The organism is Tabrizicola sp. (assembly GCF_022842145.1).
Classification (GTDB): Bacteria; Pseudomonadota; Alphaproteobacteria; order Rhodobacterales; family Rhodobacteraceae; genus Tabrizicola.
In genome coordinates this window covers 523,297-542,436 of the sequence record NZ_JALHQD010000002.1, presented here as the reverse complement: position 1 = coordinate 542,436, position 19,140 = coordinate 523,297, and the positions used below count along the sequence as shown (strand labels likewise).

The following is a 19,140-nucleotide window of genomic DNA, read 5'->3' as shown; positions in this document are numbered from 1 at the left end:
GATCAGCCTTTCACGGCACCGGCGGCGATACCGCGGACGAAGAGTTTGCCAGAGACGAAGTAGACAACCAGCGGCACCAGACCGGTCAGCACCGTGGCCGCCATGTTGACGTTGTATTCCTTCACCCCCTGGACCGAGTTGACGATGTTGTTCAGCTGCACGGTCATCGGGTAGAGGTCCGGCTTGGTGAACACGACCCCGAAGAGGAAGTCGTTCCAGATGCCCGTCACCTGCAGGATGAGGGCCACCACGAAGATCGGCAAGCTCATCGGCAGCATGATGCGGAAGTAGATGCCCCAGAACCCGGCCCCATCGACACGGGCGGCCTTGAACAGCTCCTCGGGGATCGAGCTGAAGTAGTTGCGGAACAGAAGCGTCAGGATCGGCATCCCGAAGATCGTATGCACGACGATCAGCCCCCAGAGCGTGCCGTAGATCCCCGCCTCACGCAGCAGGATCACGATGGGATAAAGCATGATCTGGTACGGGATGAAGGACCCGAAGATCAGGATGGTGAAGAAGACGTCCGATCCCTTGAACTTCCAGTTGATCAGCGCATAGCCGTTCACGCTTGCGATGGCGATCGACACGATCACCGACGGCACCGTGATCAGAACCGAGTTCCAGAAGCCGCGGCTCAGCCCGTCGCAGTTCAGGCCGGTGCAGGCCTCGGACCAGGCCTTGACCCAGGGCTGGAAGGTGATCTCGACCGGGGGTGCGAAAATGTTGCCAAGGCGGACTTCGGGCATCCCCTTCAGGCTGGTCATCACCATTACGTAAAGCGGCAGCAGATAGTAGACGCAGACCAGGATGAGAATGCCGTAAAGCATGATGTTGCGGGGGTTCATCGCCTTTTTCGGCTTGGCGCCCCGGGGCCCGGTCATGGCGTTCATTGACGTATCAGCCATGCTTCTTGCCTCCGAATTCAAGATAGGCCCAGGGGATCAGCACGATCAGGACGCTGAGCAGCATCATGGTCGAGGCTGCAAACCCCTGGCCCAGGTTCTGCGCCTGGAACATGTAGTCGTAGACATACATCGCGGGCACCTGGCTGGCGTTGCCGCCGGGTCCGCCCGAGGTCATGGCGACCACCAGGTCGTAAAGCCGGATGATGCCACTGGCCACGATCACCAGCGTGGTGATGAAGACCGCGCGCATCATCGGGATGATCACCACGACATAGGTCTTCCAGGTCGGGATGCCGTCGACGCGGGTGGCCTTCCAGATGTCCTCGTCGATGCCGCGCAGGCCGGCCAGCATCAGGCACATGACGAAGCCGGTGCCCTGCCATAGTCCCGCGATCAGCAAGCCGTAAAGCACGGTGTCGGGGTTGTTCAGCGGGTCGAAATTGAAGCTCGTCCAGCCCCAGTCGCGCACGACACCCTGGATGCCGAAGTCCGGATTCAGGATCCACTGCCATACCAGGCCGGTCACAATGAACGACAGCGCGAAGGGATACAGCATGATGGTCCGGAACGTGTCTTCGTAGCGGATCTTCTGGTCCATCAACACGGCCAGGATGAAGCCCATGACCACGGTGAAGATCATCGACATCACGCCGTAGAACAGCAGGTTCTCGATCGAGATCAGCCAGCGGCTGTTCGACCAGAGCCGCTCATACTGGTCGAAGCCCACAAAGTTGGCCCTGGGCAGCAACTTCGAGTTGGTGAAAGAGTAGACGACCGTCCATATCGTTCCGCCAAGGAAGACGACCAGGGCCGTCGCCACCATCGGAAGCGCCGCGATCTTGGCACTGATATTGCGGGTCCACCGCGCGCGCGGCTTGGCGTAGGTCGCTGTGCGGACAGGTTCCGCCTCGGTTGTGGTGGATGACATCGGCCCCAGCCCCCTTGCCGCTTCAGGTGCGAAAGAGGGGCTGCCCGATGTCGGACAGCCCCCCGTCGTCAGGTCAGTCTCAGAGACCGGTCTTCAGGATTTCCACCCACTTGGTATGGGCTTCTTCGGCCGGCATTTCCGACTTCCAGAACTCCACCATCAGGTCTTCCGCCTGCTTCTGCACGTCGGGCGACCAGACCATGTCGCCAGCCGGAAGGATGTTGCCACCGGCCAGGATCTCCAGACCCTTCTTCATGCAGTCGTTGGCGGCCGAAAGATCGACGTCGCCACGGATCGGCAGCGAGCCCTTCTTCAGGTTGAACGCAACCTGCACTTCCGGGCTGACCAGCTGTGCGGCCAGACGCTTCTGTGCAGCTTCCTTCTCCGGATCGTCCAGCTTCGGGAAGTAGAAGGCGTCACCACCGGTCGAGATGTACTGGTTCAGACCCAGACCCGGCAGGCAGGTGTAGTCCTTGCCGGCCACTTCGCCAGCCACCTGGAATTCACCCTGCGCCCAGTCACCCATGATCTGTCCGGCAGCTTCGTCGGTGATCACGAGGTTGGTGGCCTGGTTCCAGTCCTGGACGGTCGACTTGCGCGCCAGTTCCCGGGCCGCTGCAGCTGCCGCGAAAACCTTGGCGTATTCCGCCCCGGCTGCGACATCCATGTTCTTCTCGACGTTCACGGCCTTCCATGCATCGATCCCGGCCACAGCGATCTGCATCGCGCCGAAGGCAAGGTTCGACTGCCAGGGCTGGTTGCCCAGAGCCAGCGGGATCTTGCCCGCCGCGTCGACCTGCGGTGCGGTCGCGACGAACTCGTCCCAGTTGGTCGGAACCGGGATGCCCAGATCCTCATAGACCTTGTTCGACAGCCACAGCCATTCCGGCGAGTGGATGTTCACCGGCGCGCAGTAGATCTTGCCGTCGACCGTGCAGGCTTCCAGCAGCGACGGCGGGAAGACGATCTCTTTCCAGTTGTTGGCTTCGGCCACGTCGGTCAGGTCCAGCATCAGCCCGGCTTCGACCAGTTCCAGCGCCTGCTGGCCATGGTTGAACTGGGTGGCGCCCATCGGGTCGCCGCCGGTGATCCGGCTAATCATGATCGGACGCGCCGTGCCGCCACCGCCAGCAATGGCGCCGTCGACCCACTTGTCGCCCGAGGCGTCGAACGCCTTGGCAAGCTCGGCCACCGCGGCGGCTTCCCCGCCCGAGGTCCACCAGTGGGTGACCTCAAGCTCCGTCGCCATGGCGGGCATCGCCACGGACATCGCAAGAAGCGCCGTCATCTTCGATAGTTTCATACCGTTCCTCCCGGTTTCTAAAACGTTATAGAAATAACCTATAACGTTATAGATTTGCCGATCAACACATCTTTTCGCTTGTTCGCGCCCTCTCTCCAAGTTTTCATGAGGGGATTCCCCGCGCCCATCTCCGCGCAAAACACCCGGAAAACCGCGCCCATGCTGCACCGCCAAAACCACGCCGATTCCCTTTCCGGACGGGACCTTCCCGCCTCCGGATCGGTGGGTCGCGCTGCAGATGCAAAGCGGACCACCGGGGCCGAATCAGTCCGGGGGATTCGCCCTCGCCTCTTCGGTCGCTTGCATGCAAACAGGGGGGATCATGGCAACGATCACTGATCCACCCACACCTGATTCGGACACTCAGCGGCCCACGCTGAAGACCATCGCCGCCGCGACGGGTTTCGCCATCGCCACGGTCAGCCGCGCCCTGAAGGACGCCCCCGACATCGGCGAGGAGACCAAGCGCATCGTCCGCGAGACGGCCGAACAGCTCGGCTACCGCCCAAACCGCGCCGGCGTCCGCCTGCGCACCGGCAAGACCAACGTCATCGCTCTGGTCCTTTCGACCGAGACAGACGTGATGAACCACACCTCGCGGCTGATCTACTCGATCGCCAACGCGCTCCGCGGCACCGCCTACCATCTGATCGTGACCCCGTTCTTCCCCGACCAGGACCCGATGGAGCCGATCCGCTACATCGTCGAAACCGAAAGCGCCGACGGGATCATCCTGAACCAGACCAAGGAAGACGACCCCCGCGTCCGCTACATGCACGATCACGGCTTTCCGTTCGCCGCACACGGCCGGACCTCGATGGGCATCGACCATTCCTTCTTCGACTTCGACAACGAGGCTTACGGCCGCCTCGGTGCCCGCGTCATGGCCGAACGCGGCCGCAAGCGTCTGCTGATCGTGCCTCCGCCCCGCGCGCACATGTACGCCCGCCATATGACCTTCGGCTTCTCGGACGAATGCGCGCTGCGGGGCCTGCCCTTCGAAGTGTCGCAGGACATCACCTCCGACAGCGGCGGCGAGGCGGTCGAGGCCGCCATCGCCGCCCGCTTCCATCAGCCGAACCCGCCCGACGGCATCCTCGTCGGCTCGACCACCTCCGCGATGGCCACCATCGCCGGCGCCGAGAGCTCGGGCCGCGTTCTGGGCCGCGACTTCGACGTCGTCGCCAAGGAAGCCATCGCCGTCCTGCGCCGCTTCCGGCAGGATATCCTCATCGTCCGCGAAGACGTGGGCCGCGCTGGCGAGTTTCTCGCCCGGGCGCTTCTGGCCGAGATCGAAAAACGCGACTGGACCGACCGGCAAGGCCTGGAAGTTCCAGTCAAGGTAGAACAAAGGCCGCCAGGCCGCGAAGTGGAGGACAAGACATGAAGACGATCAAGGGCCCGGCCCTGTTCCTGGCGCAGTTTGCGGGGGATGCTGCCCCGTTCAACTCGTGGAAGTCGATCACCGAATGGGCCGCCGATTGCGGCTATGTCGGCGTGCAGGTGCCAAGCTGGGACGCACGTTTGTTCGACCTGGAAAAAGCTGCCAGCTCAAAGGCCTACTGCGATGAGTTCAAAGGGATTGCGAAGGACGCCGGCATCGAGGTGACCGAACTTTCCACTCACCTGCAGGGCCAGCTTGTCGCCGTCCACCCCGCCTATGACACCCAGTTCGACGGCTTTGCTGCCCCGTCCGTCCGCGGCAACCCCAAAGCCCGCGCCGAATGGGCCGTGGACCAGGTGAAGACGGCCCTCACCGCCTCGAAGAACCTCGGCCTCACCGCCCACGCCACCTTCTCCGGCGCTCTCGCTTGGCCCTACCTCTACCCCTGGCCCCAGCGCCCCGCGGGCCTGGTGGAAGAAGCCTTCGACGAACTCGCCCGCCGCTGGACGCCGCTTCTCAACCATGCCGAGGATTGCGGCGTCGACGTCTGCTATGAGATCCACCCCGGTGAGGACCTGCATGACGGCGTCACCTTCGAGATGTTCCTCGACCGCGTGAAGGGCCACAAACGCGCCAACATGCTGTACGATCCCTCGCACTACGTGTTGCAGCACCTTGATTACCTTGAGCATATCGACATCTACCACGACCGGATCAAGATGTTCCACGTCAAGGACGCCGAGCTAAACCCGACGGGCCGCCAGGGCGTCTACGGCGGCTTCCAGTCTTGGGTCAACCGCGCCGGCCGCTTCCGGTCCCCCGGCGACGGGCAGGTCGATTTCGGCGGCATCTTCTCCAAGCTGACCCAGCACGATTTCGACGGCTGGGCCGTGGTTGAATGGGAATGCTGCCTGAAACACCCCGAGGATGGCGCCCGCGAAGGCGCGGCCTTTGTCGATGCCCACATCATCCGCGTGACCGAAAAGGCCTTCGACGATTTCGCCGACGCCGGCACCGACCGCGCCGCCAACCGCCGCATGCTTGGACTGGAGTAAGACCCATGATCGACGCCGCCCACACCGCCCGCCCCGAACGTCTCCGCCTTGGCATGGTCGGCGGCGGACGCGACGCCTTCATCGGTGCCGTCCACCGCATCGCCGCGCGGATTGACGATCAATATGAACTGGTTGCAGGCGCTTTCTCATCCAACCCCGAGAAGGCCCTCGCCTCCGCGCAAGACCTCGGCGTCCCTCGCGCCTACACCTCCTTCGCCGAGATGGCGGCCAAGGAAGCCCGCCGCAAGGACGGGATCGACGCCGTCGCCATCGTGACGCCGAACCACATGCACGCCCCCGTGGCGATGCAGTTCCTCAAGCGCGGCATCCACGTCATCTGCGACAAGCCCCTGACCGCGACGTTGGCCGAGGCGAAGAAGCTCGCCAAGGCTGCCGAGGCATCGGGCGTGGTCTTCGCTCTCACCCACAACTACACCGGCTACCCGATGATCCGACAGGCCAAGGCGATGATCGCCAACGGAGACCTTGGCGACCTGCGTCTCGTCAACGTCGAATACGTCCAGGACTGGCTGACCGAGGTGGTCGACAACAAGCAGGCCGACTGGCGCACCGACCCGGCGCGGTCCGGGGTGGGAGGCTCCACCGGCGACATCGGCACCCACGCCTTCAACCTGGCGAACTTCGTCACCGGCCTGACGCTGGACACGCTGGCCGCCGATCTCACCGCCTTCGTCCCCGGCCGCCGGGTGGATGACAACGGCCACGTGCTGATGCGTTATCAGGGCGGGGCACGCGGCATGCTCTGGTGCAGCCAGGTCGCCCCCGGCAACGAGAACGGCCTCCGCCTGCGCATCTACGGCACCAAGGGCGGGCTCGAATGGGCGCAGGAGGACCCGAACTACCTCTGGTTCACGCCCTTCGGGCAGGAAAAACGCAAGATCACCCGTGGCGGTGCCGGCGCCGGCCCGGAAGCCGCCCGCGTCAGCCGCATCCCCCCCGGCCACCCCGAGGGCTACCTGGAAGGCTTCGCCACCATCTACACCGAGGCCGCCCGCGCGATCCGCGCCGCGAAGGCGGGAACGCCGGTCCCGGACGGCACCACCTTCCCCGGCCTCAAGGAAGGCCTGGAGGGTGTGGCATTCGTCGACGCCTGCGTCAGGTCCTCGTCCAGAAACGGCGCCTGGGTCAGCCTGAACCTCTGAGGGCGATAAGTCCTGAAGTATCCCAGCGGGACTGGGGGTGTGAAACCCCCAGGCGACGCCCTGACCTGTCCGGTCAGCCACCGCGTAGGGTGGGCGATCCACCCACCGTCCCTACCCGCGCAGCCGCGCACGCTCGCGTTGCAGCCACAGCACACTCAGCAAAAGCGGCGCATTCCTGATCTCCCCCGCCGCCATGACCTCGACCAAGCGGTCGAACGACAGCAGGTGTCCCTTGATGTCCTCGGCCTCCTGGGCGGCACCGAAGACCCCCGCGACCCCGTCCGGCAAGTCGCAAAGCGCCACGTAGGAGTACAGATATTCCGTCATCGCCCCCGGCGTCGGATAATACTCCGCCACCTTCTCAAGCGCGCCCAGAACCAGCCCCGCCTCCTCGACCGCCTCGCGGCATGCGGCCTCTTGCGGCGTCTCGCCCGGATCGATCCGCCCCGCGATGGCCTCCAGCTGCCAGGGCAAGGGATCGCCCCGACCCAGGGGGCCGATCCGCATCTGTTCGATCAGCAGCACCCGGTCCCGCGCAGGGTCGTAGGGCAGCACCGTGACCGCATCACCGGCCACGAAAACCTCGCGGGTCAGGGGCGGGCTCATCCCGCCGTCAAACCGCCGGTGGCGCAACTGCCACAGGTCCAGCGCGAAGAACCCGGCGTGCAACGGCCGCACCTGAACTGCGTCCACCTCACCCGATCCCGCCCGAATGCCGCGCCCCGCCCCTGCAGCCGCAGCCACCGCCCGCCCCCGGCTCGCGGCCTCGACCCGAAGGGCCTGCAGCCGACCCGCCACGCGCTCTGCCGGCAGATGTCCAAAGTAGCGCAACACCTGCGCCACCAGGTCCGGGTCGGCCTCCGCCTGACCCAGAACCGCTTCCAGGAAATCTTCGCACTCGGCGCCGCCAGCCGCCACCGCCGCGCGCAGTGCATCCGGCCAGTCCGTCCTGTCCCGCCCGGTCACTTCCAGCGTCGACCGACGTTCTCGCTGAGCAGCCCGCCCAGGATCCCACCCAAGAGGATTGTCCCGAAGACCCCCAGCGACAATAGCGCATGCGCCCGCTTCGCCATGGTGTCGACCACCGAAAGGATCGCTTCCATCGCGTCCTCGTACCGCATCTTGACCGAGTTCTCGAGCATCTCGCCCAAGGCCAGCAGGAACAGCGCCACGACCGCCAGGATCACCGCCGTCTTGATGCCCGCACCCGCCGACTCGACATAGCCCCGGCCGGTCGAATTGCCCATCACCGACCAGCCGATGAAGATGCCGACCAGCGCCGCCCCTTCGCGAAGCGGACCCAGCGATGCGGCGTCGGGGATGTTCTGCGCGTAGTAGTTAGCCATCACCCAGCCCACGACCCCGAACGAGATCGCGGCCATAAGCTTTGCAGCAGTCGGCATCGGTTGCGCCATTCGAAAGCCCTCAGCTTGGACGCGTCACCGTGATCTGCGTCACATCGCAGTTTCCACCCTGAAAGGCCCCCGCGCAAGAGGCGAGGTAAAAGTCCCACATCCGCTTGAAACGGTCGTCGAATCCCAGCTTCCTGATCTCGCCCCAGCGGTCGTTGAAGGTCTCGTGCCAGCGCCGCAAGGTCAGGCTGTAGCTCTCGCCGAACTCGATCGATCCCTTGACGTGCAGGCCCGCCTTCTCCACCTCGGCCCGCAGCACCGACGGAGCCGGCAGCATCCCGCCCGGAAAGACGTACTTCTGGATGAAGTCGACGCCCCTGCGGTAGATCTCCCAGCGCGCATCCGACACGGTGATGATCTGCAGCGTGGCATGCCGCCCCGGCTTCAGCCGATCGCGCAACGTCCCGAAATAGACCGGCCAGTAGCGTTCACCCACCGCCTCGAACATCTCGATGCTGGCGATGCCGTCGTAACTGCCGCGTTCGTCGCGGTAGTCCTGCAGCTTGATCTCGACCCGGTCCGACAGCCCCGCCCGGGCGATCCGCTCCACCGCATAGTCGTGCTGCGCCTGGCTGATCGTCAGGCCGGTGACCCGCAGCCCCCGCTCCTTGGCCGCATATTCCGCGAATCCGCCCCAGCCGCAGCCGATCTCCAGCACATGCTCGCCGGGCTGCGCGCCCATCTGGTCGACCATGCTGGCGTATTTGCGGATCTGCGCCGCCTCGAGGCTCTCCTGCGAGTTCTGAAACAGCGCCGAGGAATAGGTCATCGTCTCGTCCAGCCACAGCCGGTAGAAATCATTCCCCAGATCGTAGTGGTACGAGATGTTCTTCTTGGCCTGCCGCTTCGAGTTCGACTGCAACCAGAAGCGCAGCCGCTCGTAGGCGCGGACCAGGCCGCGCCCCGGATACCCGTCATTGACCACGTTGTTTGCCGGCCTCTGGACCAGATCCAGGAAGGCCTGCAGGTCGGGGGTCGTCCACCAGCCATCCAGGTAGGCGTCGCAGAAGCCAAGGTCGCCCTCCCGCACCAGCCGCGCGAAAAGGTCCGGGTTCACCACCCGGATCTCCGCCGCGATGCCGGGGGCCTTGCCCTCGACCCGGAAACGCCGGTCATCCGGCAGCACGAAATCCAGCCTGCCTTCGCCCAGCCGCCTCGCAGTCTCGAATGCGGTGGCGAAGTAGCGCGGCAGACCTGCCTCACCCTTCACCGTCGTCAACACGTCCATCGGCCCACCCCCAGGGTCTTTGTCGGCAACACTTTCACCAATGGCGATGCGTTGCTCAAGCATTTCGTGCCCCATATGCCGCAAGGGCGGCCGCCCGGCCAGCGGCCAGATCGATCACCGGCTTCGGATAGGGCTGATCCGGCGCCAGCCCCCAGGACCGTGGCACCGCGTCGTAGAAGGCCAGGGCCTCGGGCCCCGGCACCTTTGACAGCTCGGCGATGAATCGGCGCCGATAGCGCGCATCGGCATCGAACTTCTCCGCCTGCCCGGCCGGGTTGAACACCCGGAAGAACGGAGACGAATCGGGACCGGACCCCGCAACCCATTGCCAGCCCATCGCATTCGCCGCCGGGTCCCAGTCGGTCAGACAGTCGGCAAACCAGTCCAGACCCACTTTCCAATGCGTCAGAAGATGCTTGGTCAGGTAGCTTCCCGCGATCATCCGCGCCCGGTTGTGCATCGTCCCCGTCACATACATCTCGCGCATCGCCGCATCGACGAAAGGCTCGCCGGTCGTGCCGCGCCGCCAGCGCTCCGCATCCGGATTGTCGCCGCGCCAGGGGAAGGCGTCCCACTCCGGTCGCCAGTTCCCCGTCGTGATCTGCGGCGTGTGATGCATCAGGTGATAGCTGAACTCGCGCCAGGCCAGTTCCCGCAGGAAGCTTTCCGCCCCTGCGCGGCCCTCGTCGCGCGCGCGTAGGCCGGCATGCCAGACCTCCCGGATGCCGATCTCGCCGTAGGTCAGGTTCTCCGACAGCCGCGAGGTTCCCTGAACCCCCGGCACATCGCGCATCTCGGAATAACGCCCGACCGGCCCGTCAAGAAACGCCGCCAGCTTCGCCCGCGCCGCCGCCTCGCCCACCACCTGATACCGCAGGACAACCGAGGCCCCCCGGTTCATCGCAGCGCCCAGCCGCCAGTCCTCCAGCCGGTCCGAGCCAGGCCAGACCTCCAACCCCCGCACCCGGCTCGGCAGCGGTTCGGGCGCGGACACCCCCATGCCCCGCGTCGCCTTCCAGTATGGCGTGAACACCCGGTAGAACCCGCCCTGCCCGGTCTGAACGTCCCAGGGTTCGTGCAGAAGATGCCCCGCGAAACTCCGCGCCTCGATGCCGTCGCCCTTCAGCGCGGCCTTGACCGCAGTATCCCGTGCGACCGACGCCGGATCATAAAGCCGAGACCACCAGACTCCGCCCGCCCCGGTCTCCGCAACCAGGGTGCGCAACACGTCCAGCGCGTTGCCCCGCCGCAGGATCAGCCGCAAGCCCAGCCCTTCCAGCGCCTTCGCGAAAGCTTCGACCGCGAGTCCCAGCCGCCATTTGGGCGCCGCGCCCAGCGCCTCGGTCTCCGGGTCCAGAATGAACACAGGCACCACCGGACGGCCCGATGCGACAGCAGCCGACAGCATCGGCTGGTCCCCCAGCCGCAAGTCGCGGCGGAACCACAGGATCAACGGTATCTCGGACATTCCCCAGCCTTCTCAATCAAGAACGATACGCCCGCCAAGAAAGGTCGGATCACTTAACCCTTTCACCTGGCGGCAAATATCCTCCGGGGGTTTGGGGGTGGAAAACCCCCAATCACCGTCCCTTGCGCACACTTCGCGCAAGGGACAAACACAAAGGCTTGCGCGTCAGCGCTCCGTCAAGCTGACGTCATGGCCAAGCTGACCTTACAGCACCCGGTCCAGCGCCGCGATCAGCTGCGCCACTTCCTCGGCACTGGTGTAGTGGACCGCCGACATCCGCAGCACGCCCTTCTCCCGGTCGATCCCCAGCGCCTCCAGCGGCCGCACCGCGTAAAAATCGCCCGCCCAGCAGGCGATTCCGTTGCGGCCAAGCTCCTCGGACACCGGCTCCGCCACCCGGTCCAGCTCGATGGCCACCGTCGGCGCCCGCCGGTCTGCCTCCCGCGGTCCCAAGAGCCGCACGTCGTTCCGCTGGCCCAGATAGTCCAAGAGCGGCTGGATCACCGCCACCTCCTGCGCCCGCATCAGGTCATGCACCCCCCGGTTCCGCGCTGCCGGATCGCCCGCGATTCCATGCCGCTCGGCCAGCGCATCGATGTAATCCGCCATCCCTGCACAGGCCGCGATCTGCGCATGGTCCGGCCCGGCCGGAGTATGCCGCTTGTAAAGCGTGCCGTGGTTGAAAAAATGCGCCTGCCCCGGCAGCTCCATTCCAAAGCCCTCGCGCAGCACCATGATCCCCTGATGCGGCCCAAAGGTCTTGTAGGCCGAGAAAAGATACACATCGCAGCCCAGCGCCGCCACGTCCGGGAACCCATGGGGGGCGTAAGACACCCCGTCCACCACCGTCCGGGCCCCCGCCGCCTTCGCCATCGCACAAATGGCCCCGACGTCGTTGATCTCGGCGATCACGTTGGAACAATGCGGGAAGCAGACCAGCCGCACCTTGCCATCCGCCAGAAGCGAATCCAGCGTCTCCAGGTCCAGCGACCCGGTAGCCCGGTCGATCTTCCACTCCCGGACCTCGATCCCCGCTTCCGCCAGCCGCCGCCACACGCCCGAGTTCGCCTCGTGGTCCTGGTTCGTCACCACCACCGCGCCACCCGTGCCCGCGAGCCAGGTCCGCACGGCCTGCGCCAGCACATAGGTATTGGCGCTGGTCGAAGGCCCGAACGACACTTCCTCGCGTGCCACCCCCATCATCGCCGCCAGCCGGGTCCGTGCCTCGTCCATCTCGGCCCCCCCCGCCTGCGCCCCCGGATAGGGTCCATAGGGCTGCACCTTCCGGTCGCGGTAGAACCGCGTCAGGCGGTCCACCACCTGCACGCACGGATAGCTCCCGCCCGCATTCTCGAAGAACGCGTGGGAAGACAGCACCGGCGACGAAAACGCCGGGAACTGCGAACGGACGAACTCAAGATCAAGTGCCACCAGCGGCTCCTCCAATGGGCCGCGGCTCCTGGCAGACCCCGCGCGAGGCGGGCATATCCCGGTCCGCGGCAGGTCTTCCAGCCAGGCCGCCGGATGTCTCCCCGGCGACCAGAGCCGGGGGTGTCCCCGGCCTCGCCGAAAGGATTAGCGGCCCGCCCCCCTCCCCGCAACCCCCTCGACGAAGCCCCGCAACCGGGCGGCGAAAGTCGCCCGGCGCCCGGCAAACGGGCAAGCTGACGCAAGGTCATCCGGTTTCGTGCCTCTTTCTGCGCCATCGGCCACAAAATCCCGCAATTTCCCCTTGTCCTTTCTGAAGACCCAAACCAATTTCTGCCGATAGGGGCGTGCCGAGGGGGTTCCGCCTTGACCACAAGAACGAAGATCCGGCAGCCGCTGGTGCTGTCCGCTTGTCACACAGAGGAGCACACATGAGCCGTAGATCCCTTGCCCTTCTCAGCGCCGCATCGGTGCTGTCGCTCTCCATCGCCGCCCAGGCCGCCGACCCCGAGTTGACCGTGCTCGACTGGGCCGGCTGGGAGATCGACGGGATGCTGCAGCCCTACGTCGAAAAGCACGGCCAGAAGCCGTCGTATGTCTTCTTCGCCGACGATGACGAGGCGTTCCAGAAGATGTCCTCGGGCTTCAAGGCCGACGTGGTCCACCCCTGCGCCGCCGCGGTTCCACGCTACATCGACGCAGGCCTGATCGAGCCCTGGGATACCTCGAAGATCCCGGAATTCGCCAATGTCCCGGCGCGGATGGTCGAACCCTTCACCAATGACCAGGGCGTCTGGTTCATCCCGACCGACTACGCCTACACCGCCATCGCCTACAACGCCGAGACGGTGCCCGCCGAGGATGTCGCTTCGGTCCAGGTCTTCGCGTCCGAGAAATACGCCGGCCGCATCTCGATGCCGGACAACACTGATGACGTCTGGTCCCTGGCCTTCATGGCCACCGGCGTCACCTCCTGGGACAACATCACGGAAGAACAGTTCACCGCCGCCGCCGACTGGCTCCGCAAGGTCCACCCCAACGTCCGCGCCTACTGGTCCGACCCTTCGGAACTGTCGCAGCTGATGGCCTCGGGCGAGGTGCAGGTCGCCTGGTCCTGGAACGACCCCGTGGCGATCCTGCAGGACGAAGGTTTCCCGGTCGGCTTCAACCGCGCCGCCGCCGAAGGGGCCGCGACCTGGTACTGCGGCTTCGTGAACGTCAAGGATGGTCCCGGCGTCGAAGACAAGGCCTACGACCACATCAACTCGCTTCTGGCGCACACCTCGGCCCAGCCGCTTCTGGATGCGATCGGCTACGCGCTGGCCAACGACGCCGCGATGGCTGCGATCCCGGCCGACGCGCTGAAGGCCGCCTACGTCGACCAGGTGACCACGCCGCTCTTCGTCCAGTCGCCGCCGACGACCGAACTCCGCGACCGCATGATCGAGGAATTCGAGCTGATCAAATCGGGCTTCTGATCCCGCTTTTTTGACGCAGGAAGCGCCCGGGGGAAACCTCGGGCGTTTTTCATGGTCTGGTCCGGCCCTCGCGCACGTACACGGCACGGTTTGGCTGCCGGACTATACCAAAGATCCTGCACACTCGACCTTCGCGAAATTGCACACCGCGGGATGATCGATACGCTTGCCTTCCGCCGTCGGCAATTCTGCCGCCTCCGGATATCCGGAAGGGCAGGAAGCAATTGGCGACCATCCCAGGCACAGCTGGCGCCGACACGCTTACGGGCACGGCTCAAGACGACACCATCACCGGCCTCGGCGGCAGCGACACGCTCTATGGGGGCGGCAGCAATGACCTTCTCGACGGCGGCACCGGCGATGACAGGCTTTACGGCGGAACCGGGATTGACGTTCTGTCCGGGGGCGCCGGAAGCGACCTGCTCGACGGCGGCACCGGAACCGACACGGCAAGTTATTCGTCCGATACTGCGGCGATCAGCGCAAACCTGGGCGCCGCGACGGCCACAGTCACCGGCGGCAGCGGCGGCACCGACACCCTGGTCAGCATCGAGAACATCATCGGTACGGCCTTCAACGACTCGATCGTTGGCAGCACCGGCGACAACCTTCTGGCCGGAGGCCTTGGCAGCGACACCATCTTTGGCGGCCTCGGCAACGACACGATCTACACCGGCAATACCGGGACGCTGGCTTCGGGAACCGGCACCGACACCATCGACGCTGGCGACGGAAACGACCTGATCTACGTCACCGAACTGGCCAACAGCGCGTCGACCATCGACGGCGGCGCAGGCACCGACACCATCGTCTTCGACTACAATCCGGCCACGCTGAGCGGCACCACCCTGCGCATCACCATGGCCGAGCCGGGACTCCTCACCCAGCCCCTGGACGGCATCCTCGGCGACCAATTCTTCCGCAACGTCGAGAACGTGACCACAGGGGCAGGCACCGACTCGGTCGTCGGAAACTCCGTCGCGAACGTGCTCACCAGCCAAGGCGGAAACGACACTGTCGATGGTGCCGGCGGAAACGACACCCTGTTTGGCGGCGACGGCGACGACAGACTTCTCGGCGGGACGGGCGACGACAGCGTCGATGCCGGTACGGGCAACGACACCCTCATCGGCGGCGCAGGCGCGGACCTGTTGACGGGCGATGTCGGGGTGGATCTCGCCGACTATTCCGGCTCAACCGCGGCGGTCAACGTCGACCTGACGCTTGCCGGTGCCCAGGCGGGTGGCGATGCGGCGGGCGATACGGTCAGCGGGGTCGAGAACCTCACCGGGTCGGACTTCAACGACACGCTGACCGGGGACACAGCCGCCAACGTACTGACCGGCGGCCTGCGCAACGACATCCTCAGCGGCGGCGCGGGCAATGACACGCTGCTGGCGGGGACGGGCGACGACACGCTGAATGGCGGCGCGGGCGCGGACGTGCTGACCGGCGATGTCGGGATCGACGTGGCGGACTATTCCGGCTCCACCACGGCGGTGAACGTCAACCTGACGCTTGCCGGAGCGCAGACCGGCGGCGATGCAGCCGGTGACACGATCAGCGGGGTTGAAAACCTCACCGGCTCGGACTTCAACGACACCCTGACCGGCGACACTGCCGCCAACTTCCTGACCGGCGGACTTGGCAACGACAGCCTTTCAGGCGGCGCGGGCATCGACACGCTTTATGGCGGATCGGCCGATGACACCCTGATCGGTGGCGGCAGCGCGGACCTCCTCTATGGCGGGGCCGGAATCGATCAGGCCGACTATTCCGGCTCCGGCACGGCGGTGAACGTCAACCTGACGCTTGCCGGGGCGCAGACCGGCGGCGATGCAGCCGGGGACACGCTCAGCGGGGTCGAAAACCTCACCGGCTCGGACTTCAACGACACCCTGACCGGCGACACTGCCGCCAACATCCTGACCGGCGGACTTGGCAACGACAGCCTTTCGGGCGGCGCGGGCATCGACACGCTTTATGGCGGATCAAGCGACGACACCCTGATCGGTGGCGGCAGCGCGGACCTCCTCTATGGCGGGGCCGGGACGGATCTGGTCGACTATTCCGGCTCCGGCGTGGCAGTGAATGTCAACTTGGCAGTCACCGGGACGCAGACCGGCGGCGATGCAGCCGATGACACGCTCAGCGGGGTCGAAAACCTCACCGGCTCGGACTTCAACGACACCCTGACCGGCGACGGCGGCACCAACATCCTGACCGGGGGCTTGGGCAACGACAGCCTTTCGGGCGGCGCGGGCATCGACACGCTTTATGGCGGATCGGCCGATGATACCCTGATCGGCGACGGTAGCGCGGACCTCCTCTATGGCGGGGCCGGGACGGACCTCGCCGACTATTCCAGCTCCGGTACGGCGGTGAACGTCAACCTGACCAACGTCGGAGGTCAGACCGGCGGGGACGCCGCAGGCGATACGATCAGCGGGGTGGAAAACCTCACCGGTTCGGACTTCAACGACACCCTGACCGGCGATGGCGGGTCCAACGTCCTGACTGGCGGACTTGGCATCGACAGCCTCGCGGGCGGCGCGGGCACTGACACGCTCTACGGCGGATCGGGCGACGACACGCTGGTCGGTGGCAGCGGCGCCGATATCCTTTACGGCGGTCTCGGAAACGACCTTCTGGATGGCGGCGCGGACGTCGATGCCCTGTTTGGCGGGGTCGGAAACGACACGATCGTCGCCTCCGGCCAAGGCGAGACCCTTTTCGGCGGCGATGACCGCGACACGCTCCGAGTCCTTGGCGTCGGGTCGGATACGATCCTTGGTGGCGAAGGCGGCAACGACGAGGACGTGCTCGATTTCAGCGCGATCACCGGACCGCGCAAGATCGTCTTTGACGGTGCCAGCACGCAGAGCGATCTCTCGGGCACCGTCACCTTCTACGATCCGAACAACCCGACCGTTGTCACCGGCACGCTGGTCTTCGACGAGATCGAGGGGATCATCTGCTTCACCCCCGGCACCCTGATCGACACGCGCCAGGGTCCGGTTCCGGTGGAACATCTGCGCGAAGGCGACTGGATGGCGACGCGGGACAACGGCTATCAGCAGATCCGCTGGGTTGGCCGCCGCGACCTTTCCCGCGCGCAGGTCGCCCAAGACCCGTCTCTCGCCCCCATCCTGATCAAGGCAGGCTCGCTTGGCGATGGCCTTCCGGACCGCGACATGATGGTCAGTCCCGTGCATCGGATGCTGGTCATGTCGCGCCGCGCTCAGCTTTATTTCGAAGAGCCCGAAGTGCTGATTTCTGCACGACTGCTCACGCAAATCAGCGGAGTCATCCAGCTGCCGGCAACCGATGTCAGTTACATCCACTTCATGTTCGACCACCACCAGATCGTGCGGGCGAACGGAAGCTGGACGGAAAGCTTCCTTCCCGGAGACGGGGCGCTGAAAGCGGTGGATCGTGAGCAGCGGGGCGAGTTGTTCAAGCTGTTTCCGGACCTTGCAGACCTGAAGGCAAGCGGTTTCGAAGCGGCCCGCCGTGTGTTGAAACGGCATGAGGCCGACGTTCTGCTGGCCCATTAGTAAAGCGGCGGGTCCTTCCCCTGGTTCTTGGCGACCCATCGGCCGGTCCACCACCCCCCGCCAAACGCAATGCTTTCCAAATCCTCAACGTCCGAAGCCAACCCCTTGATTTCCCTCACGCCTGTAAAGCCGCCACGCGTGGGCGCCGCGCAGGTCCTCAAACCCCGGTTGCGTGGCCTGCCCGCCCCGTCTAATTCAGGGGGACCCCAACCCGGTTTCACATGTTCGAAGTCATTTCCCTCAGCTTCGCCTTCTTCTTCGGTCTCGCCGTTCGCCGGTTCGCCCTGCCGCCGATGGTCGGCTTCCTCGCCGCCGGCTTCGCGATCCATGCGGTCGGTCCCCGCCTTGGCCTGCCCGCCGAGTCCGGCGCGATCCTTGATCATGTCGCCCACCTCGGCGTCCTTCTCCTGCTCTTCGCCGTCGGCCTGAAGCTCCGCCTCGGCCAGCTTGCCCAGCCCCAGGTCTTCGGCGGCGCGCTGATCCATTCGGCGATCACCACCGCCGTCTTCAGCTTCGGCTTCGTCGTCTTCCTGCGCCTCGACTGGTCCACCGCGCTGCTTCTGGGCGTGATCCTGTCTTTCTCTTCCACCGTCTTCTCGGCCAAGGTGCTCGAGGCCAAGCGCGACATCGGTGCCTTCTACGGCCGCACCGCCATCGGCATCCTGATCGTTCAGGACATCATCGCGCTGGCCGTCCTTGCCCTTTACAGCGGCCAGGCCCCCTCGCCTTGGGCGCTGGCCCTCCTCGCGGCCCTCCCCCTCCTGCGGCCCGTCCTGCACTGGCTTGTCGACGTCTCTGGCCACGACGAACTCATGGTCCTCGCCGGGATGCTCCTTGCCGTCGTCGCGGGCGGCGCGGGCTTTCAGGCCGTCGGCCTGGGTGCCGAGATCGGCGCGCTGGTGATGGGCCTCCTGCTGTCCACCCACCCGCGCGCGAACGAACTCTCGGACGCCCTTTGGGGGTTGAAGGAGATATTCCTGGTCGGCTTCTTCCTGCAGATCGGGATGTCGGGCCTGCCCGGACCCAGCGACTTGATGCTGGCCCTCGCCCTGGTCGTCCTTTTGCCCCTGAAGGGTGCGCTCTACTTCGCGCTCCTCCTTGCCTTCCGGCTGCGGGCGCGGACCGCCTTCCTGACCGCCGCCAATCTGACCGCCTACAGCGAGTTCAGCCTGATCGTCGCCGCTGCGGTCCTGCCCGAATGGCTGGTCCCCCTGGCCCTTGCCGTCAGCCTGTCCTTCGTCTGTGCCGCCCCGCTCGACCGGTTCGCCGACCGCCTGTTCGAGCGCCTGGAGCCCTGGCTCGAAGGGTTCGAGGCCCGCCGGGTCCACCGCGACGAACTGCCAACCGACCTTGGCGCCGCGACCGTCCTGATCCTTGGCATGGGCCGGACCGGAACGGCTGCCTATGACCAGATGGAGGGGCCGTTTCGCGCCCTCGGGATCGACGCCGACTCCTACCGCGTTGCCGGCCATGTCGCCGCCGGGCGCAATGTGCTTTTCGCCGATGTCGAGGACGCAGCATTCTGGCGCGGGCTGAAGATGGCGAAGGTCGAAGGCGCGATTCTGGCGATGGACAGCGTCGAAGCCAAGGAAAGCGCCGCGCGGGCCTTGCGGGCCAAGGGGTTTCACGGCCCGATTATCGCCCACGCGCTGTATGAGGACCACGTGCTCCGGCTCAAGACCGCGGGGGCGGACCATATCTACCAGACGATGAACCAGGCCGGGATCGGGCTGGCCGACCAGGCAGCGCGCGCGATCGACCTCGACCGCCAGCCGGCAAGGCTGATCGAGGTCTAGGAAACGGACGGCGTTGGAAGGCGACCGTACAG

At 65.7% G+C, this 19,140-nt stretch carries 14 protein-coding genes; 6 read left to right on the top strand and 8 right to left on the bottom strand.

Annotated features, from left to right (window positions below):
* Positions 1–2: 2 nt before the first annotated feature.
* The 3 genes from Q0C42_RS07730 to Q0C42_RS07720 form a co-directional block, all read right to left on the bottom strand.
* Positions 3–908 carry a carbohydrate ABC transporter permease gene (locus Q0C42_RS07730; RefSeq protein WP_295074226.1) on the bottom strand — a complete coding sequence of 302 codons (906 nt, stop codon included), beginning with the start codon at positions 906–908 and terminating at the stop codon, positions 3–5.
* Positions 901–1,731, bottom strand: a complete 831-nt coding sequence (locus Q0C42_RS07725; RefSeq protein ID WP_295074340.1) for a carbohydrate ABC transporter permease — start codon at positions 1,729–1,731, stop codon at positions 901–903. Before Q0C42_RS07725 ends, Q0C42_RS07730 begins: the two co-directional genes overlap by 8 nt.
* 184 nt (positions 1,732–1,915) lie before the next feature.
* Positions 1,916–3,139: an ABC transporter substrate-binding protein gene (locus Q0C42_RS07720; RefSeq protein WP_295074225.1), complete on the bottom strand. Its 1,224-nt coding sequence runs from the start codon at positions 3,137–3,139 to the stop codon at positions 1,916–1,918.
* A gap of 322 nt (positions 3,140–3,461) precedes the next feature.
* Between Q0C42_RS07720 and Q0C42_RS07715 the strand changes: the two genes are divergently transcribed.
* From Q0C42_RS07715 to Q0C42_RS07705, 3 genes are read left to right on the top strand one after another with little or no spacing between them, the layout of a single operon-like run.
* Positions 3,462–4,526 (top strand): LacI family DNA-binding transcriptional regulator, encoded by a 1,065-nt coding sequence (locus Q0C42_RS07715; RefSeq protein WP_295074224.1) that lies wholly within the window; start codon positions 3,462–3,464, stop codon positions 4,524–4,526.
* On the top strand, positions 4,523–5,578 hold the full coding sequence (locus Q0C42_RS07710; protein ID WP_295074223.1) for a sugar phosphate isomerase/epimerase: 1,056 nt from the start codon (positions 4,523–4,525) through the stop codon (positions 5,576–5,578). Before Q0C42_RS07715 ends, Q0C42_RS07710 begins: the two co-directional genes overlap by 4 nt.
* A 5-nt stretch (positions 5,579–5,583) precedes the next feature.
* A complete protein-coding gene (locus tag Q0C42_RS07705) occupies positions 5,584–6,741 on the top strand; it encodes a Gfo/Idh/MocA family oxidoreductase (protein WP_295074222.1) in 1,158 nt (385 codons plus the stop codon).
* Positions 6,742–6,852: 111 nt separating this feature from the next.
* Here Q0C42_RS07705 and Q0C42_RS07700 read toward each other — a convergent pair whose 3' ends face one another.
* From Q0C42_RS07700 to Q0C42_RS07680, 5 genes are all read right to left on the bottom strand, one after another.
* Entirely contained in the window at positions 6,853–7,707 is an 855-nt protein-coding gene (locus tag Q0C42_RS07700; RefSeq protein WP_295074221.1) for an NUDIX domain-containing protein, read from the bottom strand.
* Positions 7,704–8,144, bottom strand: coding sequence for a TrgA family protein (locus Q0C42_RS07695; protein WP_295074220.1), 441 nt, complete (start codon positions 8,142–8,144; stop codon positions 7,704–7,706). The genes Q0C42_RS07700 and Q0C42_RS07695 overlap by 4 nt, the downstream gene beginning before the upstream one ends.
* A 22-nt stretch (positions 8,145–8,166) precedes the next feature.
* Positions 8,167–9,381 carry a cyclopropane-fatty-acyl-phospholipid synthase family protein gene (locus Q0C42_RS07690; RefSeq protein WP_295074219.1) on the bottom strand — a complete coding sequence of 405 codons (1,215 nt, stop codon included), beginning with the start codon at positions 9,379–9,381 and terminating at the stop codon, positions 8,167–8,169.
* Between the two features lie 55 nt (positions 9,382–9,436).
* Complete coding sequence (locus tag Q0C42_RS07685; RefSeq protein WP_295074218.1) at positions 9,437–10,849, bottom strand: deoxyribodipyrimidine photo-lyase; 1,413 nt, start codon at positions 10,847–10,849, stop codon at positions 9,437–9,439.
* Positions 10,850–11,053: 204 nt separating this feature from the next.
* The gene (locus Q0C42_RS07680) at positions 11,054–12,283 is read right to left on the bottom strand and encodes an aminotransferase class V-fold PLP-dependent enzyme (RefSeq protein WP_295074339.1); all 1,230 of its coding nucleotides are present in this window, start codon (positions 12,281–12,283) and stop codon (positions 11,054–11,056) included.
* Between the two features lie 425 nt (positions 12,284–12,708).
* Between Q0C42_RS07680 and Q0C42_RS07675 the strand changes: the two genes are divergently transcribed.
* From Q0C42_RS07675 to Q0C42_RS07665, 3 genes are all read left to right on the top strand, one after another.
* Positions 12,709–13,755, top strand: a complete 1,047-nt coding sequence (locus tag Q0C42_RS07675; protein ID WP_295074217.1) for an extracellular solute-binding protein — start codon at positions 12,709–12,711, stop codon at positions 13,753–13,755.
* 224 nt (positions 13,756–13,979) lie between these two features.
* Positions 13,980–17,312, top strand: a complete 3,333-nt coding sequence (locus Q0C42_RS07670) for a Hint domain-containing protein (protein ID WP_295074216.1) — start codon at positions 13,980–13,982, stop codon at positions 17,310–17,312.
* A 221-nt stretch (positions 17,313–17,533) separates the two neighbouring features.
* Positions 17,534–19,108, top strand: coding sequence for a cation:proton antiporter family protein (locus Q0C42_RS07665; RefSeq protein WP_295074215.1), 1,575 nt, complete (start codon positions 17,534–17,536; stop codon positions 19,106–19,108).
* Positions 19,109–19,140 lie beyond the last annotated feature (32 nt).

Bases quoted from the DNA above. Each gene is read 5' to 3' on its own strand.
- Q0C42_RS07730 (WP_295074226.1), bottom strand. From the start codon at position 908: ATGGCTGATACGTCAATGAACGCCATGACCGGGCCCCGGGGCGCCAAG.
- Q0C42_RS07725 (WP_295074340.1), bottom strand. From the start codon at position 1,731: ATGGTGGCGACGGCCCTGGTCGTCTTCCTTGGCGGAACGATATGGACG.
- Q0C42_RS07720 (WP_295074225.1), bottom strand. From the start codon at position 3,139: ATGAAACTATCGAAGATGACGGCGCTTCTTGCGATGTCCGTGGCGATG.
- Q0C42_RS07715 (WP_295074224.1), top strand. From the start codon at position 3,462: ATGGCAACGATCACTGATCCACCCACACCTGATTCGGACACTCAGCGG.
- Q0C42_RS07710 (WP_295074223.1), top strand. From the start codon at position 4,523: ATGAAGACGATCAAGGGCCCGGCCCTGTTCCTGGCGCAGTTTGCGGGG.
- Q0C42_RS07705 (WP_295074222.1), top strand. From the start codon at position 5,584: ATGATCGACGCCGCCCACACCGCCCGCCCCGAACGTCTCCGCCTTGGC.
- Q0C42_RS07695 (WP_295074220.1), bottom strand. From the start codon at position 8,144: ATGCCGACTGCTGCAAAGCTTATGGCCGCGATCTCGTTCGGGGTCGTG.
- Q0C42_RS07690 (WP_295074219.1), bottom strand. From the start codon at position 9,381: ATGGACGTGTTGACGACGGTGAAGGGTGAGGCAGGTCTGCCGCGCTAC.
- Q0C42_RS07685 (WP_295074218.1), bottom strand. From the start codon at position 10,849: ATGTCCGAGATACCGTTGATCCTGTGGTTCCGCCGCGACTTGCGGCTG.
- Q0C42_RS07675 (WP_295074217.1), top strand. From the start codon at position 12,709: ATGAGCCGTAGATCCCTTGCCCTTCTCAGCGCCGCATCGGTGCTGTCG.
- Q0C42_RS07665 (WP_295074215.1), top strand. From the start codon at position 17,534: ATGTTCGAAGTCATTTCCCTCAGCTTCGCCTTCTTCTTCGGTCTCGCC.